Annotated in this window: 26 protein-coding genes; 17 read left to right on the plus strand and 9 right to left on the minus strand. The window is 74.3% G+C overall.

Going from position 1 to position 26,780, the window contains the following annotated elements; all coding sequences use genetic code 11:
• Window positions 1-425: 425 nt before the first annotated feature.
• The 5 genes from ACIQUQ_RS16210 to ACIQUQ_RS16230 all read left to right on the plus strand — a co-directional run bounded on the left by ACIQUQ_RS16210 (window position 426) and on the right by ACIQUQ_RS16230 (window position 6,533).
• Window positions 426-1,943 carry a xanthine dehydrogenase small subunit gene (locus ACIQUQ_RS16210; RefSeq protein ID WP_403976027.1) on the plus strand — a complete coding sequence of 506 codons (1,518 nt, stop codon included), beginning with the start codon at window positions 426-428 and terminating at the stop codon, window positions 1,941-1,943.
• Window positions 1,940-4,351, plus strand: coding sequence for a xanthine dehydrogenase molybdopterin binding subunit (xdhB, locus tag ACIQUQ_RS16215; RefSeq protein ID WP_403976029.1), 2,412 nt, complete (start codon window positions 1,940-1,942; stop codon window positions 4,349-4,351). The genes ACIQUQ_RS16210 and xdhB overlap by 4 nt, the downstream gene beginning before the upstream one ends.
• Window positions 4,344-5,162, plus strand: a complete 819-nt coding sequence (xdhC, locus tag ACIQUQ_RS16220; RefSeq protein ID WP_403976032.1) for a xanthine dehydrogenase accessory protein XdhC — start codon at window positions 4,344-4,346, stop codon at window positions 5,160-5,162. Before xdhB ends, xdhC begins: the two co-directional genes overlap by 8 nt.
• A gap of 135 nt (window positions 5,163-5,297) precedes the next feature.
• On the plus strand, window positions 5,298-5,747 hold the full coding sequence (locus tag ACIQUQ_RS16225; protein WP_403976035.1) for a hypothetical protein: 450 nt from the start codon (window positions 5,298-5,300) through the stop codon (window positions 5,745-5,747).
• 81 nt (window positions 5,748-5,828) lie between these two features.
• Window positions 5,829-6,533 carry a DUF6766 family protein gene (locus ACIQUQ_RS16230; protein ID WP_403976038.1) on the plus strand — a complete coding sequence of 235 codons (705 nt, stop codon included), beginning with the start codon at window positions 5,829-5,831 and terminating at the stop codon, window positions 6,531-6,533.
• Window positions 6,534-6,666: 133 nt separating this feature from the next.
• On the opposite strand, the gene ACIQUQ_RS16235 is transcribed toward ACIQUQ_RS16230, so the two are convergent.
• Window positions 6,667-7,203, minus strand: coding sequence for a hemerythrin domain-containing protein (locus tag ACIQUQ_RS16235; RefSeq protein WP_403976040.1), 537 nt, complete (start codon window positions 7,201-7,203; stop codon window positions 6,667-6,669).
• Between the two features lie 233 nt (window positions 7,204-7,436).
• Between ACIQUQ_RS16235 and ACIQUQ_RS16240 the strand changes: the two genes are divergently transcribed.
• Window positions 7,437-8,801: a hypothetical protein gene (locus tag ACIQUQ_RS16240; RefSeq protein WP_403976042.1), complete on the plus strand. Its 1,365-nt coding sequence runs from the start codon at window positions 7,437-7,439 to the stop codon at window positions 8,799-8,801.
• A 93-nt stretch (window positions 8,802-8,894) separates the two neighbouring features.
• Here the strand turns inward: ACIQUQ_RS16240 and ACIQUQ_RS16245 are convergent, their stop codons facing one another.
• Window positions 8,895-10,526 (minus strand): MFS transporter, encoded by a 1,632-nt coding sequence (locus tag ACIQUQ_RS16245; RefSeq protein WP_403976045.1) that lies wholly within the window; start codon window positions 10,524-10,526, stop codon window positions 8,895-8,897.
• Window positions 10,527-10,687: 161 nt separating this feature from the next.
• Here ACIQUQ_RS16245 and ACIQUQ_RS16250 point away from each other — a divergent pair, with 161 nt between their 5' ends.
• Window positions 10,688-11,161 (plus strand): DUF6325 family protein, encoded by a 474-nt coding sequence (locus ACIQUQ_RS16250; protein ID WP_403976047.1) that lies wholly within the window; start codon window positions 10,688-10,690, stop codon window positions 11,159-11,161.
• Between the two features lie 28 nt (window positions 11,162-11,189).
• Window positions 11,190-11,510, plus strand: a complete 321-nt coding sequence (locus ACIQUQ_RS16255; protein ID WP_403976050.1) for an SHOCT domain-containing protein — start codon at window positions 11,190-11,192, stop codon at window positions 11,508-11,510.
• 88 nt (window positions 11,511-11,598) lie between these two features.
• On the opposite strand, the gene ACIQUQ_RS16260 is transcribed toward ACIQUQ_RS16255, so the two are convergent.
• Entirely contained in the window at window positions 11,599-12,438 is an 840-nt protein-coding gene (locus tag ACIQUQ_RS16260) for a class II glutamine amidotransferase (protein WP_403976052.1), read from the minus strand.
• Window positions 12,439-12,607: 169 nt separating this feature from the next.
• On the opposite strand from ACIQUQ_RS16260, the gene ACIQUQ_RS16265 reads away from it, so the two are divergent.
• Window positions 12,608-14,086: a glutamate--cysteine ligase gene (locus tag ACIQUQ_RS16265; protein ID WP_403976055.1), complete on the plus strand. Its 1,479-nt coding sequence runs from the start codon at window positions 12,608-12,610 to the stop codon at window positions 14,084-14,086.
• Window positions 14,087-14,119: 33 nt separating this feature from the next.
• Here the strand turns inward: ACIQUQ_RS16265 and ACIQUQ_RS16270 are convergent, their stop codons facing one another.
• On the minus strand, window positions 14,120-15,553 hold the full coding sequence (locus ACIQUQ_RS16270) for an amidase (RefSeq protein WP_403976058.1): 1,434 nt from the start codon (window positions 15,551-15,553) through the stop codon (window positions 14,120-14,122).
• 194 nt (window positions 15,554-15,747) lie between these two features.
• Here ACIQUQ_RS16270 and ACIQUQ_RS16275 point away from each other — a divergent pair, with 194 nt between their 5' ends.
• Both ACIQUQ_RS16275 and ACIQUQ_RS16280 read left to right on the plus strand, forming a co-directional pair.
• Complete coding sequence (locus ACIQUQ_RS16275) at window positions 15,748-16,302, plus strand: GNAT family N-acetyltransferase (protein ID WP_403976061.1); 555 nt, start codon at window positions 15,748-15,750, stop codon at window positions 16,300-16,302.
• 214 nt (window positions 16,303-16,516) lie between these two features.
• Window positions 16,517-16,969, plus strand: a complete 453-nt coding sequence (locus ACIQUQ_RS16280; protein WP_403976064.1) for a hypothetical protein — start codon at window positions 16,517-16,519, stop codon at window positions 16,967-16,969.
• An 81-nt stretch (window positions 16,970-17,050) separates the two neighbouring features.
• Here the strand turns inward: ACIQUQ_RS16280 and ACIQUQ_RS16285 are convergent, their stop codons facing one another.
• Window positions 17,051-18,112 (minus strand): hypothetical protein, encoded by a 1,062-nt coding sequence (locus ACIQUQ_RS16285; protein WP_403976066.1) that lies wholly within the window; start codon window positions 18,110-18,112, stop codon window positions 17,051-17,053.
• Window positions 18,113-18,347: 235 nt separating this feature from the next.
• Here ACIQUQ_RS16285 and ACIQUQ_RS16290 point away from each other — a divergent pair, with 235 nt between their 5' ends.
• Window positions 18,348-19,082, plus strand: a complete 735-nt coding sequence (locus ACIQUQ_RS16290; RefSeq protein WP_403976069.1) for a MarR family transcriptional regulator — start codon at window positions 18,348-18,350, stop codon at window positions 19,080-19,082.
• A 58-nt stretch (window positions 19,083-19,140) separates the two neighbouring features.
• The gene (locus ACIQUQ_RS16295; protein ID WP_403976071.1) at window positions 19,141-20,355 is read left to right on the plus strand and encodes an alpha/beta hydrolase family protein; all 1,215 of its coding nucleotides are present in this window, start codon (window positions 19,141-19,143) and stop codon (window positions 20,353-20,355) included.
• An 86-nt stretch (window positions 20,356-20,441) separates the two neighbouring features.
• On the opposite strand, the gene ACIQUQ_RS16300 is transcribed toward ACIQUQ_RS16295, so the two are convergent.
• The 4 genes from ACIQUQ_RS16300 to ACIQUQ_RS16315 all read right to left on the minus strand — a co-directional run bounded on the left by ACIQUQ_RS16300 (window position 20,442) and on the right by ACIQUQ_RS16315 (window position 23,399).
• Window positions 20,442-21,872: an AI-2E family transporter gene (locus tag ACIQUQ_RS16300; protein ID WP_403976073.1), complete on the minus strand. Its 1,431-nt coding sequence runs from the start codon at window positions 21,870-21,872 to the stop codon at window positions 20,442-20,444.
• A 21-nt stretch (window positions 21,873-21,893) separates the two neighbouring features.
• Window positions 21,894-22,049 carry a DUF6131 family protein gene (locus tag ACIQUQ_RS16305; protein ID WP_403976076.1) on the minus strand — a complete coding sequence of 52 codons (156 nt, stop codon included), beginning with the start codon at window positions 22,047-22,049 and terminating at the stop codon, window positions 21,894-21,896.
• 174 nt (window positions 22,050-22,223) lie between these two features.
• The gene (locus ACIQUQ_RS16310) at window positions 22,224-22,388 is read right to left on the minus strand and encodes a hypothetical protein (RefSeq protein ID WP_403976079.1); all 165 of its coding nucleotides are present in this window, start codon (window positions 22,386-22,388) and stop codon (window positions 22,224-22,226) included.
• Between the two features lie 129 nt (window positions 22,389-22,517).
• Entirely contained in the window at window positions 22,518-23,399 is an 882-nt protein-coding gene (locus ACIQUQ_RS16315; RefSeq protein ID WP_403976081.1) for an N-formylglutamate amidohydrolase, read from the minus strand.
• 129 nt (window positions 23,400-23,528) lie between these two features.
• Between ACIQUQ_RS16315 and ACIQUQ_RS16320 the strand changes: the two genes are divergently transcribed.
• The 4 genes from ACIQUQ_RS16320 to ACIQUQ_RS16335 all read left to right on the plus strand — a co-directional run bounded on the left by ACIQUQ_RS16320 (window position 23,529) and on the right by ACIQUQ_RS16335 (window position 26,760).
• Window positions 23,529-23,972, plus strand: coding sequence for a GntR family transcriptional regulator (locus ACIQUQ_RS16320; protein WP_403976084.1), 444 nt, complete (start codon window positions 23,529-23,531; stop codon window positions 23,970-23,972).
• The gene (locus ACIQUQ_RS16325) at window positions 23,969-24,916 is read left to right on the plus strand and encodes an ATP-binding cassette domain-containing protein (protein WP_403976087.1); all 948 of its coding nucleotides are present in this window, start codon (window positions 23,969-23,971) and stop codon (window positions 24,914-24,916) included. Before ACIQUQ_RS16320 ends, ACIQUQ_RS16325 begins: the two co-directional genes overlap by 4 nt.
• Window positions 24,913-25,866 carry a transporter gene (locus tag ACIQUQ_RS16330; protein WP_403976090.1) on the plus strand — a complete coding sequence of 318 codons (954 nt, stop codon included), beginning with the start codon at window positions 24,913-24,915 and terminating at the stop codon, window positions 25,864-25,866. Before ACIQUQ_RS16325 ends, ACIQUQ_RS16330 begins: the two co-directional genes overlap by 4 nt.
• 84 nt (window positions 25,867-25,950) lie before the next feature.
• Window positions 25,951-26,760 (plus strand): class I SAM-dependent methyltransferase, encoded by an 810-nt coding sequence (locus tag ACIQUQ_RS16335; protein ID WP_403976093.1) that lies wholly within the window; start codon window positions 25,951-25,953, stop codon window positions 26,758-26,760.
• The last annotated feature ends 20 nt before the right edge of the window (window positions 26,761-26,780 follow it).

Consider the following 26,780-nt stretch of genomic DNA (forward strand, 5'->3'; position numbering starts at 1 on the left):
CGGCCCTCCCCCGCCCCCACGCTACCCGTCGGCCCTCCGTCCCGCCCGGCGCCGGGTCCCGGCGGGGCTTGACCTGCGGACCTGCGGCGACGTAGCTTCGGGCGCACTGGTTCGTGAGTTGACGGAAGGGGGCGGCGTCGGATGCCGGTCATCTTCCCTGCGCCCCGCCCGGCTCACGAGACCGCCTGGACTCCGGGCCGTGTAGCGCACGGCTGCTGAGCAGTCCCCCTCTCCCGGTGTGCCCGACAACGGGCCCGGGCCCTTTCGTGTTCTCTGATCCTCTCTGATTTCCCCCACCCGGCTGCGGCACGTCGTTGCGTGCTGAGCGCGCGCCGGGTCCTCGAGCTGCGCCACCCGAAACAGAAGGCTGCTGCCATGGCGACCAGAACCCACCGTACGAACGCTCACCGAGACGAGGCCGTGCGATGACCGCGGCGCGGATCACGGTCAACGGGGCGGAGGCCCCCCTCGCCCCCGCCGCTCCCCACACCACGCTGCTGGACTTCCTGCGCGAGCGCGGCCTGACCGGCACCAAGGAGGGCTGCGCCGAGGGCGAGTGCGGCGCCTGCTCGGTGCTGGTGGCCCGGCCCGGTGTGGACAAGCCCACGGACTGGGTGGCGGTCAACGCCTGCCTGGTGCCGGCCGCGGCGCTCGACGGCCAGGAGGTCGTCACCTCGGAGGGCCTGGCCACGGGCGGTGAGGGCGGTACGCCGCCCACGCTGCACCCCGTACAGGAGGAGCTGGCCGTGCGCGGCGGCTCCCAGTGCGGCTACTGCACGCCGGGGTTCGTCTGCAGCATGGCCGCCGAGTTCTACCGGCCCGGCCGCTGCGGCCACGCGGCGCCCGCCGCCGGCACGGACCCGGCGGGCGGCACGGACCCGGCCGGCTCCCCGGACCCGGCCGGCGGTACGGACCCCGAGCACGGCCCGAACGGCTTCGACCTGCACGCGCTGAGCGGCAACCTCTGCCGCTGCACCGGCTACCGGCCCATCCGCGACGCCGCGTTCGCCGTCGGCGAGCCGGCCGAGGACGACCCGCTGGCGCGGCGCCGCGAGCAGGCGCCGCCCGCCCCGGCCGCCACCGCGTACGCCGGGGGCGGCAGCGCGTTCCTGCGTCCCGCAACCCTCGCGGAGGCGCTGCGCCTGCTGGGCGAGCGTCCCGAGGCCGTGGTGGTGGCGGGCAGCACCGACTGGGGAGTGGAGGTGAACATCCGCTCCCGGCGCGCGAGTTGTGTGGTGGCCGTCGACCGGCTGGCCGAACTCCGGGAGCTGCGCTTCGCGTCCGGCCACGTGGAGATCGGCGCGGCCCTGACCCTCACCGAACTGGAACGGCGCCTCGACGGACGCATCCCGCTGCTGGCGCAGGTGTTCCCGCAGTTCGCGTCCCGGCTGATCCGCAACAGCGCGACCCTGGGCGGCAACCTGGGCACCGGCTCCCCCATCGGCGACACCCCGCCGGCGCTGCTCGCGCTGGACGCGTCGCTGGTGCTGGCCGGCGCCGACGGCGAGCGCGAGGTGCCGCTCCGCGACTACTTCACCGGCTACCGGCAGAGCGTACGCCGGCCCGGGGAGCTGATCCGCGCCGTGCGGATCCCGCTGCCGCTCGCTCCGGTGACCGCGTTCCACAAGATCGCGAAGCGGCGTTTCGACGACATCTCCAGCGTGGCCGTCGCGTTCGCGCTGGACATCGAGGACGGCACCGTCCGCAGGGCCCGCATCGGCCTGGGCGGTGTCGCCGCCACCCCCCTCCGCGCCCTGGCCGCCGAGGCGGCCCTGGAGGGCCGGCCCTGGTCGGCGGAGACCGTCGGCGCCGCGGCCGGGGTGCTGCGCACCGAGGGCACCCCGATGGACGACCACCGGGCCAGCGCGGGCTACCGCTCCGCGATGCTCGGCCAGAGCCTGTTGAAGCTGTACGCGCAGACCACCGAGGCGGTGACGTCATGAGCCGACTGTCCGAGCGTCCCGAGAAGCCCGTCGTGGGCGTGTCGATGCCGCACGAGAGCGCGCACCTGCACGTGACCGGCGCCGCGCTGTACACGGACGACCTGGTCCACCGCACGAAGGACGTGCTGCACGCCTACCCGGTACAGGTCATGAAGGCCCACGGCCGGATCACCGCGCTGCGCACCGCGCCCGCGCTCGCCGTGCCCGGCGTGGTCCGCGTGCTGACCGGCGCCGACGTGCCGGGCGTCAACGACGCGGGCATGAAGCACGACGAGCCGCTCTTCCCCGACGAGGTCATGTTCCACGGCCACGCGGTCGCCTGGGTGCTGGGCGAGACGCTGGAGGCGGCGCGGCTCGGGGCGGAGGCCGTGGAGGTGGAGCTCGACGAACGGCCCTCCGTCCTCACGCTGCCGGACGCCATCGCCGCGGGCAGCTTCCACGGCGCCCGGCCCGTGATGGAGTCCGGCGACGTGACGGCCGGTTTCGCCGACTCCGCGCACGTGTTCACCGGCGAGTTCCTGTTCTCCGACCAGGAGCACTTCTACCTGGAGACGCACGCGGCACTCGCCCTGATCGACGAGAACGGGCAGGTGTTCGTCCAGAGCAGCACCCAGCACCCGTCGGAGACCCAGGAGATCGTGGCGCACGTACTGGGCCTGCACAGCCACGAGGTGACCGTGCAGTGCCTGCGCATGGGCGGCGGCTTCGGCGGCAAGGAGATGCAGCCGCACGGGTTCGCGGCCGTCGCCGCGCTCGGCGCCCGGCTGACCGGCCGGCCGGTCCGGGTACGGCTCAACCGCACCCAGGACCTGACCATGTCCGGCAAGCGCCACGGCTTCCACGCCGAGTGGCGGATCGGCTTCGACGCCGAGGGCCGCATCCAGGCCCTGGACGCCACGCTGACCGCGGACGGCGGCTGGAGCCTGGACCTGTCGGAGCCGGTGGTGGCCCGCGCGCTGTGCCACATCGACAACACGTACTGGATCCCGAACGCCCGCGTCGCCGGGCGCATCGCCCGGACCAACAAGGTCTCCAACACCGCCTTCCGCGGGTTCGGCGGGCCCCAGGGCATGCTGGTGATCGAGGACATCCTGGGCCGGTGCGCGCCGCTGCTCGGCCTGGACCCGATGGAGCTGCGGGAGCGGAACTTCTACCGGCCGGGGCAGGGCCAGACCACCCCGTACGGGCAGCCGGTCACCCAGGCCGAGCGGATCTCCGTCGTCTGGGAGCAGGTACGGCAGGACGCCGGCCTCGCCGACCGGCAGCGGGAGATCGCGGCCTTCAACGCCGCGCACCCGCACACCAAGCGGGCGCTCGCGGTCACCGGCATCAAGTTCGGCATCTCGTTCAACCTGACCGCCTTCAACCAGGGCGGCGCGCTGGTGCTCATCTACAAGGACGGCTCGGTCCTGATCAACCACGGCGGCACGGAGATGGGCCAGGGCCTGCACACGAAGATGCTGCAGGTGGCCGCGACCACGCTGGGCATCCCCCTGCGCAAGGTGCGGCTGGCCCCGACCCGGACCGACAAGGTGCCCAACACCTCCGCCACCGCGGCCAGCGCGGGCACCGACCTGAACGGCGCGGCGGTGAAGAACGCCTGCGAGCAGCTGCTGGAAAGGCTGCTGCGGGTGGCCGGCACCCAGCTCGGCGCCAACGCGTCCGACGTACGCATCACCGAGGGCGTCGCGCGCGTCCTGGGCGGCGACCGGGAGCTGGCCTGGGACGACCTGGTGCGCACCGCGTACTTCCAGCGGGTCCAGCTGTCGGCGGCCGGCTTCTACCGGACCGAGGGCCTGCACTGGGACGCCAAGGCCTTCCGCGGCTCGCCGTTCAAGTACTTCGCGTACGGCGCCGCCGCCGCCGAGGTGGAGGTGGACGGGTTCACCGGCGCGTACCGCATCCGGCGGGTGGACATCGTGCACGACGTCGGCGACAGCCTGTCCCCGATGATCGACGTCGGGCAGGTCGAGGGCGGCTTCGTGCAGGGCGCCGGCTGGCTGACGCTGGAGGACCTGCGCTGGGACACGGGGGACGGCCCGAACCGCGGCCGGCTGCTGACCCAGGCGGCCAGCACGTACAAGCTGCCGAGCTTCTCCGAGATGCCCGAGGAGTTCCGCGTACGGCTGCTGCAGAACGCCACCGAGGAGGGCGCGGTCTACGGCTCCAAGGCGGTGGGCGAGCCCCCGCTGATGCTGGCGTTCTCGGTGCGCGAGGCGCTGCGGCAGGCCGCCGCCGCCTTCGGGCCCGAGGGTGTCTGCGTCGAGCTCGCCTCCCCCGCGACGCCCGAGGCGGTGTACTGGGCGGTCGAGGCGGCCCGCGCCGGCGGTGCGCGGGCCGACGGCGGCGGTGCCCCGGGCGACGGCTCGGTGGCCCGGACGGACACCGGCGCCCTGAGCCATGCCTGACACCACCTGGGTGGCCGCGGTCGCGCGGTTGCGGGCGCGCCGGGAACCCGGCGTGCTCGCGACCGTCGCGACCGTGCGCGGCCACGCGCCCCGCAAGGCGGGGGCCAAGCTCGTCGTGGGCCGGACCGGGACCTGGGGTTCGATCGGCGGCGGCAACATCGAGGCCGTCGTGATCGACCGGGCCCGGGACCTGATCGGCACGCCCGGCCCGGAGCCGGAGCTGCTGGACTTCGCCCTGAACGACAAGGTCACCGGCCCGCACGGCGTGCAGTGCTGCGGCGGCGCCGTCGGTGTGCTGCTCGAACCACTGCCGACGGTCCCGGCGGTGGCGGTCTTCGGCGTCGGGCACGTGGGACTGGAGCTGGCCCGCATCCTGGCCCGCCACGACCTCGACCTGCACCTGGTCGACTCCCGCGCGGACATGCTCGCCGAGGAGCGGCTCGGCGTCCTCGCGGACGCGGTGGCGCAGGTCAGGGTGCACCACACCCCGCTGCTCCCGGAGGAGGTGCTGGAGGAACTGCCGGCCGGCACCCACGTCCTGATCATGACGCACGACCACGCGGAGGACGCCGCGCTCTGCGACGCCGCCCTGCGCACGGAGGGTCTCGGCTCGGTCGGGCTGATCGGCTCGGCCGCCAAGTGGGCGCGGTTCCGGCAGCGGCTGGCCACCGAGGGCGGCCACGACGCCGAGGCGATCGACCGGATCAGGACACCGATCGGGATCGCGGGAATCACCGGCAAGGAACCCGCGACGATCGCGGTGAGCGTCGCGGCGGACCTGCTCCGCCGCTTCGAGGAGGACCGCCCCTGAGGCCTGTCCTCCGGACCGGGCCGGGTGCGGCCGGCGGGTGGATTTCCGGTCCGGCACGGCTGGACCGGGCGGTCGCCGGGAACACTCCGGCGAACGCCGGCGGCCCGTCGCCGGTGCCCGGCCGAGGAGCAGCCGATGGACACCACCCCAGGGGCGCCGCCGCCCCGGGCCGCGCGTCACGCACGCCCCGCGGGGCCCGTGCTCGTCTGCGCCGCGGCGGCCGTGCTGCTGTCCGGGTGCGGGGCGCCCGCCTCCCGGCAGGACGCGGCCCGGGAGGTCGGGGCCGCCTTCGAGCGCGCGCTGGCCTCCGGTGACCACGCCACCGCCTGCGCGCTGCTCGCCCCGGTCACGCGCGAGCGGCTGGAGGAGCAGGAGGAGCGGCCTTGCGCCGCCGCCCTGGGCGACCAGGACCTGCCGCGCGGCGGCGCGGTGCACGGCACGGAGGTGTACGGGCGCCAGGCGCTGCTGCGGCTGACGGCCGACACGCTGTTCCTCTCGCAGTTCCGCGGCGGCTGGAAGGTGGTGGCCGCGGGGTGCGAGCCGCGCCGGGACCTCCCGTACCGGTGCACGGTGGAAGGGGCCTGAGGTGCGCGCACTGTTCGTCGCCTGCCTGGTCGTCATCGTCGGCGGGCTCGGCTACTTCATGGCCATCGGGGTGATGCACCGGTGAGCCCCGCGGACGGCGGGCGCGGCCGGCGCCGGGGCTTCTGGCACGACAACAGCCTGACCCTGGTGTTCGGTTCCGCGTTCCTCGTGGTCCTGGCCGGCCAGGCGCTCGCCGGGCACGCCGAGTTCAACGAGGCGCTCGCCGTGGACGGTCTCCAGCAGCTCGGCCTCGGCGAGTACCTGATGTCCTCGGACTTCGCCGTGGACGTGACCGAGAACTGGCAGTCGGAGTTCCTCCAGTTCTTCCTCTACATCTTCGGCACGGTCTGGCTGCTCCAGCGGGGCTCGCCCGAGTCGAAGGAGCTGCACAAGGCCGGGCCGGAGAGCGAGCGCGAGCAGCGCATGGGTGAGCACGCCCGGCCGGAGTCGCCGCGCTGGGCGGGCCGCGGCGGCTGGCGCCAGGCTCTGTACGCCCACTCGCTCGGCTCCGTCATGGCCTGTTTGTTCCTGCTCTCGTGGCTGGCGCAGTCCATCACGGGCGTCGCTGCGTACGACGAGCAGCAGCTGCGGCAGCTGGAGGAGCCGGTGGGCTGGGGTGCGTACCTGGCCTCGGCCGACTTCTGGAACCGCTCGCTGCAGAACTGGCAGTCCGAACTGCTCGCGGTCGCGGCGATGGCGGTCCTCTCCGTCTACCTCCGGCAGCGCGGCTCCCCGGAGTCCAAGCCCGTGGGCGCGGCGCACTCGGCCACGGGCGTCGAGGGCTGAACCGCCGGGGGGATGCGGCGGCGCGCGCGTCCGGACGGGGAGGACCGGCCCGGTGGGGGCCGCCGGGCCGCGGACGGGCGGGCAGCCCTTTCCGCCCGTTCCGGTGGTCCGGCGGCCCCCACCGGGCCGGGGCTCATGCCGCGGACAGCGCGTCGGCGACCTTCCGCAGCAGCGTCCGGCGGGGCCGCTGCGGGGCCAGCTCGCGCAGCTCGGCCATGCGGGCGCCGATGGCCTGGAGTTCCTTGCGGCCCACGGCGGCGCGGACCTGGGGGAACCAGCCCTCCTCCTCGGCCTTCATGTGCCGTTCCACGGCGTCCATCAGGACGGCGGCCTTCGCCGCGTATCCCTCGTCCCGGCTGTCCATGGCCTCCAGCTCGCCGGCCAGGACGTCCGCGACGTGGTGCTCCTCGTGGAACCGGAGCACGGTCCCGCCGGTCTCCGGTACCAGCCGGCGCGTCCGCGGGTACATGACCTCGTCCTCCAGGTAGGTGTGGACGGTCAGCAGGTGGAGGAGTTCCCGGACGGCCTCGGCCGGGGGACCGCCGTCGGTCTGCGCGGTGTCCGTGCCGGCGGGTGCGTCCTGGCCGCCCGCCGGGGCACGGCAGGCGCGGATGAGCTTCCTGATCTGCTTGTGGTCGTCCCTCAGCATCACGATGGCGTCGGTGGACATGGCTGGCTCCTGTGCCCCCTGGATGGTCCTGATGGCCTGCGGCTGCCCGCCGTGGCGCCCGCCATGCCCGTGGCCGGCCGGTGACCGGCGGCGGCCCGGGTGCGCGGCCCGGGCGGCCCGCCGTCATCCGGTCGGCCGCGCACCGCGTGCCGCCGGCGTGGGCCGGCGGCAGGCTGTGGGGCACGTGGGCCGCCCCTGCGGCTCCCGTGCCCCGACGCCGTAGGAGGTCAGCCGTGCAGGGTCAGGGTGACGAAAGCGCGGGTGAGATCGCCGCACTCCGGGCCAGGATCGCGGCCCTGGAGGCCGAGCAGGCGACCGCGCAGCGGCCACCGCGCGAGCACCACCGGATGCGGGCGCTGCTGTCCACGCTGCTGATCGTCATCGGGTGCGTACTGGCCCCGCTGGGCATCGTCGCCGCGTGGACCTCCCAGATCGTGGGGAACACCGACCGGTACGTCTCCACGGTCGCGCCGCTCGCCTCCGACCCGGACGTCCAGGAGGCCGTGGCGAACCGGGTCACCAACGCCGTGAAGGAACGGCTCGACCTCGCCACGCTGCTCACGGACGCGGCCCCCGAGGACCGGCCGCTGCTGGAGAAGGCGCTGGGCAAGCTGGGCGGCTCGCTGGAGGACGCGGTCGCCAGTTTCGTGAAGGAGAAGGCACGGGACGTCGTCGCGTCGGACGCCTTCGAGAACATCTGGACCAACGCCAACCGCAGGATCCACACCTCCGTGGTCCGCGCGCTGACCGGCAGCGGCGACGGCGCCGTGGAGATCAAGAACGACACGGTGACGGTGGACCTGGCGCCGGTCGTCGAAGAGGTCAAACAACGCCTGGTGGACTCCGGGATGAACGTCGCGGCGAAGATCCCCGAGATCCACACCGACTTCACCGTCGTGCAGTCCGAGGACATCGGCCGGGTCAAGACCGGCTTCCGGCTGCTGGAGCTCGCCGGCGTCTGGCTGCCGATCGTGGCCGTGCTGCTGGTCGTCGCCGGCATCCTCACCTCCGTCCACCGCCGCCGCACCCTGGTGGCGGGGGCGCTGGGCCTCGCGTTCGCCGCCCTGGTCCTGGGCGTCATCCTGACCGTCTTCCGCACCGTCTACCTGAACGCGCTGCCGGACACGGTGTCCCAGCCGGCCGCCGGCTCGGTGTACGACGCGATGATCCGCCTGCTGCGCACGACGATCCGCATGGTCGTGGTCCTCGGCGTGGTGGTGGCCCTCGCGGCCTGGCTCTCCGGCCCCGGCCGGTACGCGACGGCGGCCCGCTCGCTGTGGCACTCCGGCATCACCTCCACCCGGGCCGCAGCCGACCGCCTGGGCCTGCGCACCGGCCCCGTGGGCCCCTTCGTCCGTCGGCACCGCACCTGGATCACCTGGGGCCTGGTGGCGGTGGCCGCCCTGGTCTACGTCCTGTGGTCCTACCCGACGGGCTGGGTGGTCGTGGGGCTGGCGCTGGCCCTGCTCTTCGCGCTCGCGGTGGCGGAGTTCCTCGCCGCGGACACCCACCCCGAGCGGGCGGACGAGCCGGCCGACCGGCTGACGCCGGGGCCGCCCGGCCCGTCCGGCCAGTCCGGCCCGTCCGGCCCGGTCTGACCTCAGGGCCCGGCCCGACCGCACGGACTCCGACGCCCCGTCCCGGACCCGGCGCGCACGGCGCCGCCGTCCGGGCGGGGCGTCGGGCGTGCGTCAGGCCGGGGCGTCCGCGGCCGCCCGCGCCGGGCCGGGCTGGGCCCCGGGGATCCGCTGGGTGAAGAAGAGGGAGAGCAGCGCGGCGAAGGCGAGGATGCCGAGCGCCGCCTTGAGCCCTTCGATCCGGGCGCTGTCGTTCGCCTCCAGCGCGGCCTCCGTCACGGCCGGGTCGGTGCCGGCCGCGTCGAGCGCGTCCTGCAGCTGCGCGTCCGACAGGAAGGGGGCGCTGCCCGCGAGGCTGGTGTGCGCCTGGGTCTTCACCGCGGCCGGGACCGCCGGGTTCTGGTCGATGGCGGCGAGGAACGAGGCCGCCAGCACGGCGACCATGATCGAGCCGGCGAGGGCGGTGCCGATCGAGGCGCCGAGGTTGGTGACGGTGTTCTGGACGCCGCCGACCTCGGCGCTCTGCTCGTCCGGCACGGCGGACACGGTGACGGCGCCGAGCTGGGAGGCGAGGGCCCCGATCCCGAGGCCGATCAGGAGCATCGGGACGGTGACGACCTCCGGGCCGGAGTCCGGGTCGAGCAGCGCCATCAGGACCACGGCGCCGATGAACATCACCAGGATGCCGAACCGCACCACGCGCCGCGGCGACGCCCGCGGCAGGAACCGCGGGATCCCGACCGCCGCGGCGAGCAGCGTGAGGGAGAGCGGCAGGATCAGCGCGCCCGTGTGGAGGGCGGAGAGGCCGAGCGCCACGGAGAGGTAGAGGGGGACGACGAAGAACACGCCCATCTGGACGAGGTACTGGAAGAGGAAGATGGTGAGGCCGCCGGTGAGCTGGCGGTTCTCCAGCAGCTCGGGGTCGACCAGCGGCTCCGCCCCGCGCTTCACCAGCCGCGCCTCCCAGCGGAAGAACAGCCAGACCAGCAGCACGCCGCCGAGCATCAGCCAGACGACGGGCGAGAGGGTGAACCAGGAGGGGCCCCCGGGCTTGGGCCGGAACCAGCCCCATTCGCTGGTGCGCAGCAGGGCGAAGACGAAGAGGCCGATGCCGGCGGCGGACAGGATCGCGCCCGGTACGTCGATGTGCGGGCGGCGGTCCACGGGGGCGTCGGCGAACCGGCGGGCCAGGAACAGGATGGCGACGACCAGGACGGACTCGCCCGCGAACACCCAGCGCCAGGAGAAGAAGGTGGTGGCGAGGCCCCCGATGAGCGGGCCCACTGCGATGGCCACCGCAGCCGCGGCGGCGACCAGGCCGTAGGCGCCCGGGCGCTGCTCCTTGTCGAAGTTCGACGCGACGAGCGCCACGATGGCCGGCATGATCAGGGCCGCGCCCACGCCCTCCAGGAACGACCAGCCCACCAGCAGGACGGTCAGGTTGGGGGCGAGCGAGGTCAGCAGGGATCCACACCCGTAGACGACGCAGCCGATCATGAAGGCCCGTCTGCGGCCGATGAGCGCGCCGACCTTGCCGCCGCTGATCATGAGCATCGCCATGACGAGGGTGTACGCGGTGATCGCGCCCTGCATGCCGCTCACGGTCGTACCGACGTCCTCCGCCACCGTCGCGATGGAAACGTTCATCACCGAGCTGTCGAGGGCCATCAGGAACTGGCCCGTCGCCAGTGTCAGCAGGACGACTCTCGCGCCCCCCGCCCTGCCGGCCGCATCCGCCTGTGTCATGGCCGCAGCGTGCCACGGGAGCGGTGGCCCGGCCGGGCGCCTCGCCGGTGGGTTCATCAGACTGGCGACGGCTCTTCGGCGGAGGCATTCCGGACGTGCGGGGGCCCGGGGTGCGTGCTGGAATGAGATGACATTTCACCCAATACCGACAGGAGCTGCGCATGAGCAGCGAGGCCGAGACCGCCCCGGGCTTCGGTGACATCGAGGAACTGGGCCCGGTCGACTACGTGGTGGTCGAGTTCCCGGGCAACCGGATGACGGGTGAGGGACTCCCGATCCTCGTCGATCTGGTGGACCGCGGGATCATCCGCATCTTCGACTTCGTCTTCGTCCGCAAGGACCTGGACGGCACCGTGACCGCGGTGGAGCTCCAGGACCTGGGCGGCGAGATCGACCTGTCCGTCTTCGAGGGCGCCTCGTCCGGCCTCCTGGACCAGGGCGACCTGGACGAGGCCGGCAGCGCACTGGAACCCGGGAACTCGGCCGGGATCATCGTGTACGAGAACACCTGGGCGGCGCCGTTCGCCCGTGCCCTCCGGCGTGGCGGGGCGCAGCTCGTCGCGGCCGGACGGATCCCCGTCCAGGCGCTGCTGGCGTCGCTGGACGCCCTGGAAGAGACGTACGACGGGGAGTGAACCCCGGCCCGGCCTGGAGATGAGGATCATGCCCGGACTTCTTCGCGGCGTCGCCCGCACCGCCGTCGTCGCCGGCACCGCCACCGCGGTGTCCAACCGTGTGAGCCGCCGTCAGGCCGGCCGCTGGGCCCGGCAGGAGGAGGAGCAGCAGGCGCAGATGGCGCCCCAGCAGGCGTACCAGCCCCCGCCGCCCCCGCCCCCGCCCGCGGCCGCGGCCGCGGCCGCGGCCGCCCCGGCCGACGAGATGTCGGCCAAGATCGACCAGCTCAAGGAGCTAGGCGCCCTCAAGGAACAGGGCGTGCTGACCGAGGAGGAGTTCGCCGAGCAGAAGCGGCGCCTCCTGGGCTAGCCGGCCTCCGGCGCGCCCCCCCCCCCCCCCCCCCGCCCCCGGGGGGGGGGGGGGCCCGGGCGCCCGCCTGCGGCCCGGCCGCCCCTCCTCAGGGGTCCTCCGGCCAGAACGGGAAGTAGTCCGCCTCGCCCTCCCCCGTGGGGCAGATGATGTAGCTGCTCTCCGGCAGCTCGTTCCAGGCGCCCGGCAGGTCGCCCAGCGGCTCGGAGACGACCAGCCGGGTGGTGTCGGAGAGGCGCAGGAAGGCCAGGTTCGGGTGGAGCTGCCGGATCTCGTCGGCCCGGCTGCTGTAGAAGAGGGAGCGGGAGCGGCCCTGGGTGGAGTACCGGAAGGCCCACAGCCGCTCGCCGTCCGAGACCGCGATGGTCATCTGGAGCGGCGACTCCACGCCGTGCTCCTTGCCCAGCCGCTCCACGAAGCCCGCCATCCGCGCCACCGCACCGGGCACGTCCTGGTCCAGGCCGAACGTCACGGCGAGGTAGAACATCACCTCGGAGTCGGTGGAGCCCTCGATGGAGGCGAACAGCGCCGGGTCCACGGCCATGCACAGGTCGCGCCGCAGCCGGTGGAAGTCGGTGATCGCGCCGTTGTGCATCCACAGCCAGCGCCCGTGCCGGAACGGGTGGCAGTTGGTCTGCTGCACCGCCGTGCCGGTCGAGGCCCGGACGTGCGCGAAGAACAGTGGCGACCGGACGTGCGCGGCGATCTCCCGCAGGTTGCGGTTGTTCCAGGCCGGACCGATGTCCCGGACCACGCCGGGCTCGGCGTCGCCGTTCGCTCCGTACCAGCCGACTCCGAAGCCGTCGCCGTTGGTGGTCTCCACGCCCAGCTTCGAGTGCAGGCTCTGGTCGATGAGGGAGTGGTCCGGCTTGTACAGGACGTCGTCCAGCAGGACGGGGGCACCGGCGTAGGCGAGCCAGCGGCACATGGCGCGTCCTTTCTCTCGTACGCGCCCGGCGCACGCATCCGGACGCGCGTTCTTCGAGCGTAGTCCAGGACGCCCGGTACGCCACGGGCGGCGCGGCGGGCGACGTGCGACGCTGGAGGGAGAACGCCGACGAGTGCCCGGGCCCGGCCCGGGGGACTCGGGAGGTCCGATGGGACGGGATGTCCCGGCGCTGGTGTTCACGCGGGAGGACCGGCGCCGCTACCGCAACAAGACGCAGTCCTGCCTCGACGCGCTCGCCCGCATGCTGCGGGAGTCCCGCTTCGACAACGAGCGGCCCCAGGTCGGACTGGAGATCGAGCTGAACCTGGTGGACGGCACCGGCGAGCCCGCCATGCGGAACGCGGACGTGCTGGACGCGATCGCCGACCCCGCGTGGGCGACCGAGCTGGGCCGGTTCAACCTGGAGATCAACATTCCGCCGCGGCGGCTGACCGAGGGCGGCCCGGACTCCTGGGAGCGGGAGATCCGGGACGCGCTGAACCACGCCGAGGAGCGGGCCGCCGGGGTCGGCGCACACCTGATGATGATCGGGATCCTGCCGACGCTGCGGCTGTCGGACGTGGGCGAGCACGCGATCTCCGAGAACCCGCGCTACCACCTGCTCAACGAGCAGGTCTTCGCGGCCCGGGGCGAGGACCTGCGGCTCGCGCTGGACGGCATCGAGCGGCTGCGCGCGTACGCCGACACGATCACCCCGGAGGCGGCGTGCACCAGCACGCAGTTCCACCTCCAGGTCGCGCCGGAGGAGTTCGCCGCGTACTGGAACGCCGCGCAGGCCATCGCCGGGGTGCAGGTGGCGCTGGCGGCGAACTCGCCGTTCCTGTTCGGGAAGGAGCTGTGGCGCGAGACCCGGATCCCGCTGTTCGAACAGGCCACCGACACCCGGCCGGAGGAGATCAAGGTCCAGGGTGTACGGCCCCGGGTGTGGTTCGGGGAGCGCTGGATCACCAGCGTGTTCGACCTCTTCGAGGAGAACCAGCGCTACTTCCCCGCCCTGCTGCCGCTGTGCGAGGACGAGGACCCGCACGAGCTGCTGGAGGCGGGTGACGTCCCGGAGCTGGCGGAGCTGACGCTGCACAACGGGACGGTGTACCGGTGGAACCGGCCGGTGTACGCCGTCGCCCACGGCAAGCCGCACCTGCGGGTGGAGAACCGCGTGCTGCCGGCCGGCCCGACGGTCGCCGACACGCTCGCCAACGGCGCCTTCTACTACGGGCTGACCCGGGCCCTGGTCGAGGAGGAGCGCCCGGTGTGGTCCCGCATGTCGTTCGCCGCCGCGGAGGACAACCTGCACGCGGCCGCCCGGCACGGCATGGACGCCTCCCTGTACTGGCCGGGGATGGGCGAGGTGCCGCCCGCCGAACTCGTGCTGCGCCGGCTGCTGCCGCTGGCGCACCGGGGGCTGGCCGCCGCGGGCATGGACGAGGCCTGGCGGGAGCCGCTCCTCGGCGTCATCGAGCAGCGCTGTGTGACGGGGCGCAACGGGGCGACCTGGCAGGCGGAGACGTTCCACCACCTGGACGACTCCCTGCACCGCGACCGCCACGAGACCCTGCGCCGGATGACCTGCCAGTACATGGAGTTCATGCACCTCAACGCCCCGGCGCACACCTGGCCGGTCGACTGACCGCGCGCTCCCGCGGCCGGCCGGCCCGGCCGGTCACACGTCCTGGATGCGCCGGAACGGGCGGTCCGCCTCCAGGGCGAACGCGACCTCCAGCAGCAGGCGTTCACTGCCCGGGCGGCCGGAGAACATGACGCCGACGGGCAGCCCGTCCGCGGTCGCCCGCGCGGCCGGCACCGAGACCGACGGCGTCCCGACGACGTTGTTGAGCGGGGTGAACGCCACGTAGGCGAGGATCCGCTCGACCAGCTCCCGGTACGGGACGGCCGGGCTGAGGCGCCCGATCTCGGGGGTGGTGTGCGCGAGCACCGGCGAGAGCACGAGGTCGAGCCCGCGGAACGCCGCCGCGTACGCCTCCCTGGTGCGCTTCAGCCGGCGCAGCACGCCCGGGGTGCCGCGCCAGTGCCGCAGGTACTCCTCGCGCAGGCCCCGGCTGAGGCCGTCCATGCGGTGCCGGTCGAAGTCCGGGCCGAAGGTGCGGCCGGTGGCGCCGATGAGGAAGGAGAGCAGTCCCCAGTAGGTGAGGAAGTCGTCGGTGAAGCGGGGGTCGACGGCCAGCTCGACGGGCTCGACGCGGTGGCCCAGGCCCTCCAGCGTGGCCGCGGTCTCGGTGACGGCCGCCCTGGTGGTGGCGTCGGCCTTGACCCCGTTCGGCGAGTCGACGAGGAAGCCGATGCGCAGCGGCCGGTCGGAGGGGCCCTCGACCAGGCCCAGCGGCGGCAGCTTCGGGTCGCGCCAGTGGGTCTCGGCGGCGGCCAGCCAGGCCGCGGAGTCCCGTACGGAGCGGCTGACGATCCCGTCGGAGACGATGTCCAGCGGGAGTTGGCGGCTCTGGGCGTTGCGCACCACCCGGCCCCGGGTCGGCTTGAGCCCGACCAGCCCGCAGCAGGCCGCGGGTATCCGTATCGAGCCGCCGCCGTCGTTGGCGTGCGCGATCGGTACGGCGCCGGCGGCGACGAGGGCGGCGCTGCCGCCGGAGGAGCCGCCCGCGGAGTGGCCCGTGTGCCAGGGGTTGCGTACGGGCTCCGCGCCCTCGTACTCCGTGGTCGGGCTGAAGCCGAACTCGGGCAGCCGGGTCTTGCCGAGCACCGTGACGCCGCTGCTGAGGAACTGCCGGGCGAAGGGCGCGTGCCGGCGTGCGGTCCGCGGGGTGAAGGCCGCGCTGCCGTGGCCCGTGGGCAGGCCCTGGTAGTCGGTGTTGTCCTTGACGAACGTCGGTACGCCGGCGAAGGCACCGGCCGTGCCGCCGGCGGGGGCCGCTCCGGCCGCGGGCGCCGCGGCGTCGGCGTACACCTGGACGGCGCGGAGCCGCGCGTCGACGGCCCGTACCCGCTCGGCCGCGTCCCGGGCGGCCTCGGCGGCGCCGACCTCACCGCGCCGGATCGCCGCCGCGAGCCCGACGGCGTCGTACTCCCCCAGCGCGTCGTCCCGGAAGGCGTGCACCGTGGGCCGTTCCTCGAAACTCGTCACCGCTACCTCAGCACCTCGGCCGTGTGGATGGTTGCCGCCATCATTGCCTACCGTCGGGTAACACGCGAGGGTTCTGCGGGATCTTGGAGGGAATCCCCGGCGGGGGTGCGAGCGGGCAAGGGCGCGCGCCGCGGTCGTAGCCGATCATCGGGTGGATCCGCGGTGGACGGCCCGGGCAGGGGTACGGTCGTGCCGTGACGATCACCTACCGAGTGGCGCGCCCCGGGGACGCCGGGCCCATCGAGGCCCTGGACGGCTCCTTCACCACCGACACCGTCCTGGACGTCGTCGTCACGTCCGACGGCTTCGGCATCCGCGAGCGTGCCGTGGACCCGCCGGTGCGCAAGGTCTTCCCGCCCGAGGAGCACGACGAGCAGTCGCTGGGCCCGGACGTCGCCGCCGACGCCCGGACCGTCGTCGCCCTCGACGGCGGAGAGGACGGACGGGTGTGCGGCTTCGTGGCGGTCCGGTACGCGCCCTGGAACCGGCGGCTGACCGTCGAGGACATCGAGGTCGCCCCGGGCCACCGCGGCCTCGGCATCGGCCGGGCACTGATGGAGCACGCGGCGGAGTTCGGCCGCGAGCGGGGTGCCGGGCACCTCTGGCTGGAGGTCTCCAGCGTCAACGTGCCCGCGGTGCGGGCCTACCGGCGCCTCGGCTTCCTGTTCTGCGGGCTCGACACCCACCTGTACGACGGCACCCCGGCGGCGGGCGAGATCGCGCTGTACATGAGCCGCCCCTGCGGCTGACCGCAGGCTGTTCCTGCGCCGGCTCCCGGACGCGGCCGCGGACGGGCTGCCGGATCCGCACGCGATGACGCCGCCGGTTTCCCGGAGCGTTCGGCCACCGCCCGCGCCCGATCCCTGCTCGCGCGCCAGGGTCCGGGTCGCCGGGTTCCGCCCGACCTGAGACGAGCGGGCTCATGCGAGGCAGGAGCATCCATTCGCCTGGGACGGCGCCGTCGTGCCGGCCTCCTGCGCCCGCCACCCCGTGCAGGCCTTCCGGATCGGCGCCAGCGCCTGGAGCGTGCGGTTCCACACGGACGGCGACCAGCCCACGGGTTCGGACCCCTGGTGGGACGGACTGCTGGGCCGGCTCGCGGAGTTGGTCGCCGCCCGCGCCGAGCACACCGCCACCCGTGCGTTCTTCACCCGCCGGGCCGCCGACTGGGAGCGGAGGTTCGCGTACCAGACCCCGGCCTACGAGGCCGCCGTCGCCCGCATGCCCCGGGTGCCCGGCGGCCGCGTGCTGGACCTCGGCTGCGGCACCGGGCGGGCGATGCCCGCGCTGCGGGCCCTCCGGACGACCTGCTCTCCGAGGACAACCTGCGCGGCGCTGGAAGCGACCGGCTGGCGGCTGGCGGAGTACGAGGACACGGCCCGGCACTTCCTGGCCAGGGCGGAACCCGCGGGCTGACACCGGCCGGCGCGTACGGGCTCGGCTTCACCCTGCCCGTCGCCCTGGCCATCGCCGCGCTGGTGATCTGCCGGCTCCGCCTCAGGACCGGGGAGCCGGACCGCTGAGGATCCGCCCGTCCGTCGGGGACGCCCCGGCTCGGTGGGAGGCGTCCGCGGGCACGGGCGCCGGGTCCTCCGTGGCGGCCCGGCGCCGGGCGGTGACGACGGTGCGGACCGTTCCCGCGGCCGTGACCAGCAGGACCGCGGCGAGCGCCGTCAGCGTGGCGGCGTCGGGGTGGGCCGGGGACTGGCCCCGGCCGGCCTGCCAGGTCACGACCGCGACGAGGCCCGCGTACCCGAGGGCAGCGCAGCCGACGAGACGGGCGCGCACCCGCTCGGCCCGCAGCCACGGCCGGGTGGCGGCGAGGGCGGCCAGCACCGCGGCGAGCACGAGCAGCACCTGGATGCCGTGCAGGGCGAAGAAGTGCGGGACCCGGAAGTCTCCGCCGGTCAGGCTCCAGTTGGTGAGGGGCATGCCGTGCCCGTCGGGGTCGCCGATGCCGTGGCCCTGGTACATCGGCACCTCCGTGCCGTTGGCGTCGGTCACCGTGCGGGGGTGCATGCCGGAGGCCATCCAGTACACGGGGATGAGCATGCCGGCGGTGGCGAGGCCGAGGCCCGCGCGGATGGCCCGGTTCAGGGCGGGCCCGCCGGTGCGCTGGACCAGCACCACCACGCCGACGACGAGTTGGGCGACGACGATGACCAGCACGCCGAAGGTGAGGACGGGAACCAGGGCCGTGGTGACCGGGTCGGTCCGGTCGGCGTTGAAGTGGCTGAAGGTGCCGCGGGCCGCCTGGAGGGTGATGGCGCCGACCTCGGCGACCACGGCCAGGGCGAAGACCGTGCCGGTCCACCGGCCGAGGCGCGCGCCGCGGTCGAGCTTGGCGACCAGCCAGGCGAGGGTGCCGGTGTAGAGGGCGAAGGCGAAGCCGAACTTCATCGGCTTGACCCAGACCGACTCGTCGAGCAACTGCCGGCCGTCCACGGCCAGTCCGACGCCGCACCCGAGCGTCAGCAGCGCCATGAGGGCGGCGCAGAGCAGCAGCGGCCGGTGCCAGGCGGCCCAGGCGGTGTGCCAGGCGCGGAGTAGCGACGACATGGGGGGCTCCTCACGGGAGTGGTGGCGGCGAGGCCGATCGATGTTCACCGATGACGAAAAGCTAACTTGCATTCACCTTTTCGGCAACACCACTGGCGCCTGAATTCCCTTCTACGCAGCGGGGAATGGTGATAATTTGCAATGACAGTGACGACGAACGCAAGGTGACTTGCAATGACTTGCGAATGAACGTCAGACTGGCCCCACCGCACCAGAGACGAGGAGGCGAGGCCCCGTGCCCGGAGGCAGGCTCACCCTGGAGGACCGCCGGCAGATCGCCGGCGGCCTGGCGCAAGGTCTCTCCCCCACGGAGATCGCCCTGCGCCTGGACCGGCCGTTGTCCACCGTCACGCGGGAGGTGGCGCGCAACGGCGGCCCAGACGGCTACCGGGCCGAAGCGGCGCACCGCTCCACGCAGGAACGCGCGCGCCGGCGGCCTGCCGCCGCCGGCACCGCGGCCGGAGCTCCGGCCGGCACCACGCCCGGCGGTACGGCGGACGACCTCGCGGAGCGGTTCACGGCGATCCTCGTCGGCACGGGGCTGTCGCGCATGACGGCCCGCGTCCTGACGAGCCTCTACCTCACCGACAGCGGCAGCCTGTCCGCCGCCGAGCTGGTCCGGCGGCTCCAGGTCAGCCCCGCCTCGGTCTCCAAGGCCATCGGCGAACTCGAACAGCAGGAACTGGTACGCCGTGAGCGGGACCCGCGGACCCGCCGCGACCGCTACGTCATCGACGCCGACGCGTGGTTCCGCGGCTGGATGGCGAGCGCCCGCCAGAACACCGCCCTCGCCGAGTTCGCCCGCGGCGGCGCCGAGAGCCTCGGTGCCGACAGCGGCGCGGGGGCCCGCCTCGGGGAGATCGGCGACTTCTTCGACCACGTCGGACGGGCCATGGTCCGCGCCGCCGAGGAGTGGCGGCGGGAACGGGGTGCGACCTCAGGAGGATGCGGGAGCCCTCCGCACGGGTGACACGCGGTAGTTCCCGGAGTTGATGATCCGTCCGTTTCCGCCGCATAGCTTCAAGGTCATGAACCGACGCCACGCGGCTGCCGCTGCCGCGCTCCTCGCCTTAATCCTGCCGCTGCCGATCGCCGCCTCCGCGGTCGCCGCCCCCGTTCCCGTGACGGCGGCCTCCGTGTCCGCCTCGGCGCCGGCCGCCGGAACCGCCGCCGCCACCGGCCCGCAGGCGACGGCCCGGATCGAACTCCCCCGGCCCACCGGCCGGTTCGCCGTGGGCCAGGAGACCCTGCACCTGGTCGACCGGACCCGTACCGACCCGTGGGCCCGCAGCGGGCCGCGCGAGCTGATGGTCACCATGCGGTACCCGGCCGTACGGGGCACCGGCGGGCCCGTGCGGTACCTCACCGTGGAGGAGGCCCGGCTGCTGCTGGCGGCGCGGGAGCTGGACGAGGTGATCCCGGCGGAGACCCTCGCCGGTACGGCCGCCCACGCGCGGGAGGGGGCGCGCGCCCTCCCCGGCCGGCACCCCCTGGTGGTCCTGTCCCCCGGCTTCACCGTGCACCGCGCCACGCTGACCTCGCTGGCCGAGGAACTGGCGTCCCGGGGTTACGTCGTGGCCTCGGTGGACCACGCGTACGAGACCGTCGGCACCGCCTTCCCCGGCGGCCGGGTGCTGGAGTGCCTGGCGTGCACCCGGGTCACGGAGGGCGGGGCGGCCGGCTACCGGGACGTCAGCGACGGCCGGGCCCGCGACGTGTCGTTCCTCCTCGACCGCCTCACCGGCCGGCACCCGGCCTGGCGGAAGTCCCACCTGATCGACCGCGGGCGCATCGCGATGGCCGGGCACTCGATCGGCGGGGCGGGCACCGCCGCGGCCATGGCCGCGGACCCGCGGATCCGCGCCGGCGTCGACATGGACGGCACCCTGTTCACGCCGGTGCCGGAGAAGGGGCTCGGCGGGCGCCCGTTCATGCTGCTCACGGCCGCCGACGGGGCTCCCGGCGGCGACGCCAGCTGGGACCGGGACTGGCCGCGCCTCGACGGCTGGAAGCGCTGGATCAGCTTCAAGGACGCGGACCACTTCACCTTCACCGACGTCCCGTCCATCGGCGACCAGCTCGGCCTTCCGGACCTCGAGTCCCCGCTGTCCGGCGCCCGTTCGGTGCAGCTGACCCGCGCGTTCGTCGGCGCCTTCATGGACCGCCATCTCAAGGGCGTCCCGCAGCCGCTGCTGCGCGGTCCGTCCGCCGAGGCCCCCGAGGCGGTCTTCCACCGCCCGTGACGGGCTGCCGCCGCGGGCCCCTCCGTACGGGCCACGGGATGCGGGTCACTGCCCCCGGGTGAATGCCCCCGGTCACCGCGCCCGGGTCACGGAGGCGACTCCGCCGGCGGCGGGTCCGCCTCCGGCGGCGGCCCTGGGGGCGGTTGCCGGGGCGCCGGGCCTTCGGGATCCGGGGCCCCGTGCCCCGGATCCCCCGGCTTCGGTGGCCCGGGCTCCGGCGGCCCGGACGGTGCCGGCTCGGGCTCCGACGGCTCCGGGGGCGGTGGCCCGTACCCCGGACCGGTCGCGGCGGCCGGGTCCGCGGCCGCCGCCGTGCGGCGGAGCTGGCCGACCACGGTCTTCAGCACCGCGACCAGCGGGACGGCCACCACCGCACCGCCGATCCCCGCGACCGTGCCGCCCGCCGAGACGGCCAGTACGACGCCCAGCGGATGCACCCGGACGGCCCGGCCGAGGATGAACGGCTGCAGGACGTGGCCCTCGATCTGCTGGACGAGGAGCACGACCATCAGCACCATCGCGGCGGCGAACAGCCCTTCCGTGACGAGGGCGACGACCACCGCGAGGGCGCCGGAGACCACGGCTCCCACCAGGGGGATGAACGAGAAGAGGAAGATGAACACGCCGAGCGGCACGGCGAGCGGCACCCCGAGGAAGTACACGCCGAGCCCGATGAACACCGCGTCGACCAGCGCCACGATCACGGTCCCGCGGACGTAGCCGGTCAGCGTCGCCCAGGCGGCCGGACCGCAGTCGGCCACGGCGGGCCGGGCGGCGGCCGGTACGGCGATGAGGCTCCAGCGCCAGATGCGCGGCCCGTCGTACAGCAGGAACAGCGTCGAGAAGATCGCCAGCAGGATGCCGGTGAGGACCTCCACGAGGACCGTGACGCCCTGCAGGCCGCGGGAGGCGATGCCCCCGCCGGAGGCCAGGCCGTCACTCAGGCTGTCGGCGACGGAGTTGATCTGCTTCTCCGTCACGTGCAGCGGGCTGCGCAGCAGCCACTGCTTCAGCTCTTCCACCCCCTCGCGGACCCGTGCGGTGAGCACGTCCGCGTTGTCCATGACCTGCCAGACGACGAACCAGCCGGCCAGGCCGAGGAGTACGAAGCCGCAGAGCGCGGTCAGCGCGGTCGCGGGGCCGCGCGGCAGGCCGTGCCGGTGCAGGCGGGCCACGGTCGGCTGGAGCAGGGCCGTGACGAGGAGCGCGACGGCGAAGGCGAGCACGACGATGCGGAGCGCCGACACCACGCGGAACAGCACCCAAAGGCCGCCCGCGATGACCAGGAGCCGCCAGGCCGCCTCGGCGGCCACCCGCAGCCCCCAGGGGATGGCCTCCGCCGGCGGGGTGCGGGGCGGTGGTCCGCCGGGGGCCGGGCCCCCGGCGGCGCCCCCCGCTTCGGCGGGCCCCCCGTCCGCGGCTCCGGTGTCTTCACCGTCCGCCGCGTGCAGGCGGGCCCGCAGGGCGGCGGCCGTGGGGCCTAGCCGCCCCCGCCACCGGTGGGTTGCGCGGGCCATGTCCGCCGGGCCGGTGCCCGGTCACCAGTAGTGGTTCCGGCCGCCCACGGCGTGGCCCACGGAGCCCATGATCCACAGGACGGCACCGAGGACGAGCAGGATGATGCCGATCGTCCAGAGGATCGAGATGCCCAGCGCCCAGCCGAGCACCAGCAGGATGAGACCGAGGATGATCATTTCTGTTCTCCACTCCGGGGCGGCGGGCGCTGCCGGGCGGACACCCGGACGGGCCCCGGCCCCTCTCGCAGATCCGCTGCTACCCCCTTCCGGCTCCGCCATGCGGGGCGGCCCCGCCTGACCCGGAGGACGCCGCCCGACCCGGAGGACGCCGCCCGACCCGGAGGACGCCGCCTAGTCCGGCGGCTCGGGTACGGGCTCCTCCGCGGGCCCGGGGCCCGGCGGGGGTTCGTCGGGCGGGCCCGACGGGGTCGCGGGCCGCGGGTCGCGCGGCACCGGATCGGGGTCGGAGGGGACGGGTCCCGGCCCCTCGGGTTCGGGCTCGGTCTGCTGCGTCACCGTTCGTTCACTCCTCCGCGGCACACCGCCGGAGCGGCACGCCGGTCGGGCGACCCGCGCGCGTGGGCGGGTCGCCGGTGTTCGTTCCGTCGGCCCGCCCCTGCCCGGGGGCGACGGGGGTATGCCGCGCTACGGGTGGAGGCGGTCGACGAGCGCGGCCAGGGCCTTGGCCAGCGCGTCGGCCCCGGGGCCGGCGGGCCCGCCCGGCCGCGACTGGTAGAGGTCCCGGCGGATCTCGACCATCAGGGCGCCGACCCGGTCGTCCTCGCCGTAGTACCGGAGCGGCACGTACGTGCCGGCGAAGGGGCTGTCCAGGCCGGTGCCGCCGAAGCCGGCGAACGCCTCCCCGGCCGCGGCGAGCAGCCCGGCCGGCGTGTGGAAGGCGTCCGTGCCCAGGCAGACCGGCGGCCGGGGGCCGTCGCCGTGCAGCTCGTACGGGAGGGCCTGCGCGGGGTACGAGTGGACGTCGATGACGAGCGCCCGCCCGGTGGCGGCCAGCCGGTCCTCCACGGCACGGGTCATGGCCTCCGCGTACGGGTGGAAGTACCGGTCGAGCAGCGGCCCGTCGTCGAAGCCCTCGGGGCGCAGCGGCTCGCGGTGGGTGGTCCTGGTGTACACCGCGCCCATGCCCACGGACCGCATCTCCTCGCGGTCGTCGGGGAACCGCTCGGGGTCGACGACCAGCCGGGACAGCCGGTTGACGAACCGCCAGGGCGTGACGGCGCACGCGGCAGCGGCCCGCGCGGCGATCAGGTCGGTGTGGGCGTCGGTGATGTGGTCCAGTTCCCGCTCCAGGGCCCGGTCGTCCAGCACGATGCCGCGGCGCACGGCCGGCGGTACGGCGCGCGAGGAGTGGGGGACGTGGAGGATCACCGGCGACGCGGCCGCGCCGGGCAGCAGGGCGAAGGACTCGTGGTCGGACTCGGACACGGGCTCGGCCTTGGGCTCGGGCTCGGCCTTGGGCTCGGACACGGGCGCGGACTCGGACATCGGCGCGGGCGCACTGCTCATCTGCGGTTCCTCGGGCTTCCTCGGTGGGGCGGACGGGAGTTGCCGGGTCGGCTCCCATCCTCGCGCGCCGGGTCGTTTGACAGGGAGGCCGCCCAAGATCCATGCTTTCACTACTCAATTAGTGAAAGCATGGAAGGTGACGTGGTCGAGTACCAGATCGACCGGTCGAGCGGCGTCCCGGCGTACGTGCAGATCGTCCGGCAGACCGAGCAGGCCCTGCGCATGGGCACGCTCCAGGTCGGCGACAGGCTGCCCACCGCCAGGGAGGTCGTCGAGGCCACCGCGATCAACCCCAACACGGTGCTCAAGGCCTACCGCGAGCTGGAGCGGGAGGGCCTGGTCGAGGCCCGGCGCGGCCTCGGCACCTTCGTGCGGCGCTCGCTCGCGCGCCCGGGCACGGCGGCGGACTCCCCGCTCCGCGCGGAACTCGCCGCCTGGATGGCGCGCGCCCGCGCCGCGGGCCTGGAGCGCGCCGACGTCCTCGCGCTGATCACCGCCGCCGTCGAGGAGATGGACGCCGGCGGACCCGTACCACCCCCGGGAGACCGGGACGACACAGAGGAGAACGCATGACCGGGCCCACCGAGCCCGCCGCCCTGAGCGCCACGGGCCTCGGCCACCGGTACCGGGCACGCGGCGGCTGGGCGCTGGAGGACTGCGCGTTCACGGTCCCCCGGGGCCGCGTCACCGCCCTCGTCGGCCGCAACGGCGCCGGCAAGAGCACCCTGCTGCACCTGGCCGCCGGCCTGCTCCGTCCGACGACGGGCCGGATACGGGTCCTGGGCGCGGCACCGGGCACGCCCGAGGCCCGCGCCCGGGTCTCGCTCCTCACCCAGGAGAAACCGCTCTACCCCCGCTTCACCGTGGCCGACACGCTGCGCATGGGCGCGCGGCTCAACCGTGTCTGGGACCGGGAGGCGGCCGAACGGACCGTCCGCGAGGGGAACATCGCCCCCGACGTGCGGGTGGGGGAGCTCTCCCCCGGCCGGCGTGCCCGGGTGGCCCTCGCCCTGGCCCTCGGCAAGCGGCCCGAACTGCTGCTGCTGGACGAGCCGCTGTCCAACCTCGACCCGCTGGTCCGCGGCGAGATCATGGCCACGCTGATGGCCGAGGCCGCCGAGCACGGCACCACCATCGTGATGTCCTCCCACGTGCTGTCCGAGCTGGAACAGACCTGCGACTGGGTCGTCCTGCTCCGCGAGGGCCGCGTCGCACTCAGCGAGGACGCCGACGAACTGCGCACCGGCCACACCCTGCTGACCGGGCACCGGGACGGCGCCCCGGCCCTGGCGGGGCACACGGTGGTGCACGCGCGCACCAACGGACGGCAGCTCACCGCCCTGGTCCGCCGGAACGGCCGGCTCGGCGGCGACTGGCAGGTACGGCGCCCCAGCCTGGAGGACGTGCTGATCGGACACCTCCGCACCGCACCCGAAGAACCACCCACCACGAGCGAGCCGGACGAAGTGAACCCCCCGACCCACCCCACCCACCGGAACGAAGAGGACGCGGCGTGAACGGCTCCCTCTGGCTGGCCTGGCGCCAGCAGCGCGTGCTGGTGCTGAGCGGCGCGGCCCTGCTGGCCGTGGCCCTGACGGTCGCGGTGGTCTCGCGCGCCGGCATGGTGTCCGACCTGGACAGCGGCCTGTTCGACCACTGCGGGACCGGGCCCCTGCACTGCAGCGGCGCGGACGGCATGCCCCTGGTACTGGACATCGCGCCGCTCCAGATCCTGGGCTTCCTCAACATCGCCCTGCCCACCCTCGTCGGCATGTTCTGGGGCGCCCCGCTGCTCGGCCGCGACCGCGAACTCGGCACCCACCGCATGGTGCTGGCCCAGGGCATCGGCCGCGCCCAGTGGTTCACCGGCCGCTTCGCCCTGGCCGCCCTCGGGAGCGTGGCCGTCTCCGGGCTGCTGGCCCTGCTGTTCTCCTGGTGGTGGGAGCCCGCGGCCGACCGCAGCTACGGGGTGTTCTGGTACGACACGGCCGCCCTCAGCGGTTCCGGCCCGCGTACCGTCGCCGCCGCCCTCTTCGGCCTCTCCGTCGGCACCCTCGCGGGCCTGCTGGTGCGCAGGGTGATGTCCGGCATGGCACTGACCCTGGTGGCCACCGTCGTCGTCACCGGGCTGCTGGAACTGGCCCACAAGGCCCGCGTGTTCGTCCCGCCGCAGAGCTACGTGAGCGCGGGCGCCGCCCCGAAGCCGCTCATCGAGGACAAGTGGTCGACGGGCAACTACGGCCTGATCACCGCGTCGGGACGCCGTGACGACGTGATGAACTGCGCCTTTCCCTCCGGCCCCGAGCTCACCGACTGCATGACGCGGAACGGCTACGTGTCCCGCTTCTACGAGGCCAACCCGCCCGCCGACTACTGGGCCTTCCAGTGGACCGACACGGCCCTCCTCGGCGGCCTGGCCGTGCTCCTCCTCGTCGCCACGGCCGTACTGCTCCGCCGCCGCGTCTGAGCCCCGCCCGCCAGGGCGCCCCTCCCTTCCTTCCCCCTGACCCTTTTCCCTTCGTCACGCACCGAGCAAGGAGGTCGCTTCGGCATGCCCGAAAACGCCAAGTCCCCGAAGAAGCTCAACGACAACCGCGCCGCCCTGACCCACAAGGTGGGCTACGCGCTGCGCAACCCCGGCCGCGTCGGCCCCTACCTGCGCCGCGCCACCCGTGACGCCTGGCTGCGCCGCCAGCACCCCGACCACGTGGCCTACTACCGGGCCGTGATGGCCTCCGACACCCGGCGCAACCCCGAGGCCGCGGTCGGCAGCCAGACCCACGACCGGTGGCTGGCGCTCGGCCGGATGCAGTTCGACTACCTGGTGGAGCACGGTCTGCGGCCCGGGCACCGGATGCTCGACATCGGCTGCGGGAACCTGCGCGGCGGCTGGCGGTTCATCGGCCACCTCGACACCGGCCACTACTACAGCATCGACATCTCGCCGGACATCCTCATAGCCGCCAAGCAGACGCTGCGGGACCGCGGGCTCCAGGCGAAGCTGCCGCACCTGACCATCACCGACGACCTCACGCTGGACTTCCTGCCCGACCGCCACTTCGACGTCGTCCACGCCCACAGCGTGTTCTCGCACTCCCCGCTGCCGGTGATCGACGAGTGCCTCGCGCACGTCGGGCGCATCCTGACCGACACCGGGTTCTTCGACTTCACCTTCGACCGCACGGAGGGCACCGAACACCAGGTGCTGCGGGAGGACTTCTACTACCGCACGGAGACGCTGCTCGCCCTCGCCGGCAAGCACGGGCTGCACGCGCGCTTCATGGACGACTGGGAGACGCGGCCGCACGGCCAGTCCAAGATCCGGGTGAGCCGTGCGCCGCTGGCGCCGGCCGCCGTCTGACGCACCGCCCGGAGCCCGCC

Origin of the sequence: Streptomyces sp. NPDC101118 (assembly GCF_044759445.1) — a bacterium.
Taxonomy (GTDB): Bacteria; Actinomycetota; Actinomycetes; order Streptomycetales; family Streptomycetaceae; genus Streptomyces.

Bases quoted from the DNA above. Each gene is read 5' to 3' on its own strand.
- ACIQUQ_RS16255 (WP_403976050.1), top strand. From the start codon at position 11,190: ATGCCCGGACTTCTTCGCGGCGTCGCCCGCACCGCCGTCGTCGCCGGC.
- xdhB (WP_403976029.1), top strand. From the start codon at position 1,940: ATGAGCCGACTGTCCGAGCGTCCCGAGAAGCCCGTCGTGGGCGTGTCG.
- ACIQUQ_RS16325 (WP_403976087.1), top strand. From the start codon at position 23,969: ATGACCGGGCCCACCGAGCCCGCCGCCCTGAGCGCCACGGGCCTCGGC.
- ACIQUQ_RS16265 (WP_403976055.1), top strand. From the start codon at position 12,608: ATGGGACGGGATGTCCCGGCGCTGGTGTTCACGCGGGAGGACCGGCGC.
- ACIQUQ_RS16235 (WP_403976040.1), bottom strand. From the start codon at position 7,203: ATGTCCACCGACGCCATCGTGATGCTGAGGGACGACCACAAGCAGATC.
- ACIQUQ_RS16320 (WP_403976084.1), top strand. From the start codon at position 23,529: ATGGAAGGTGACGTGGTCGAGTACCAGATCGACCGGTCGAGCGGCGTC.
- ACIQUQ_RS16335 (WP_403976093.1), top strand. From the start codon at position 25,951: ATGCCCGAAAACGCCAAGTCCCCGAAGAAGCTCAACGACAACCGCGCC.
- ACIQUQ_RS16295 (WP_403976071.1), top strand. From the start codon at position 19,141: ATGAACCGACGCCACGCGGCTGCCGCTGCCGCGCTCCTCGCCTTAATC.
- ACIQUQ_RS16285 (WP_403976066.1), bottom strand. From the start codon at position 18,112: ATGTCGTCGCTACTCCGCGCCTGGCACACCGCCTGGGCCGCCTGGCAC.
- ACIQUQ_RS16260 (WP_403976052.1), bottom strand. From the start codon at position 12,438: ATGTGCCGCTGGCTCGCCTACGCCGGTGCCCCCGTCCTGCTGGACGAC.
- xdhC (WP_403976032.1), top strand. From the start codon at position 4,344: ATGCCTGACACCACCTGGGTGGCCGCGGTCGCGCGGTTGCGGGCGCGC.
- ACIQUQ_RS16315 (WP_403976081.1), bottom strand. From the start codon at position 23,399: ATGAGCAGTGCGCCCGCGCCGATGTCCGAGTCCGCGCCCGTGTCCGAG.
- ACIQUQ_RS16250 (WP_403976047.1), top strand. From the start codon at position 10,688: ATGAGCAGCGAGGCCGAGACCGCCCCGGGCTTCGGTGACATCGAGGAA.
- ACIQUQ_RS16305 (WP_403976076.1), bottom strand. From the start codon at position 22,049: ATGATCATCCTCGGTCTCATCCTGCTGGTGCTCGGCTGGGCGCTGGGC.
- ACIQUQ_RS16245 (WP_403976045.1), bottom strand. From the start codon at position 10,526: ATGACACAGGCGGATGCGGCCGGCAGGGCGGGGGGCGCGAGAGTCGTC.
- ACIQUQ_RS16300 (WP_403976073.1), bottom strand. From the start codon at position 21,872: ATGGCCCGCGCAACCCACCGGTGGCGGGGGCGGCTAGGCCCCACGGCC.
- ACIQUQ_RS16225 (WP_403976035.1), top strand. From the start codon at position 5,298: ATGGACACCACCCCAGGGGCGCCGCCGCCCCGGGCCGCGCGTCACGCA.
- ACIQUQ_RS16210 (WP_403976027.1), top strand. From the start codon at position 426: ATGACCGCGGCGCGGATCACGGTCAACGGGGCGGAGGCCCCCCTCGCC.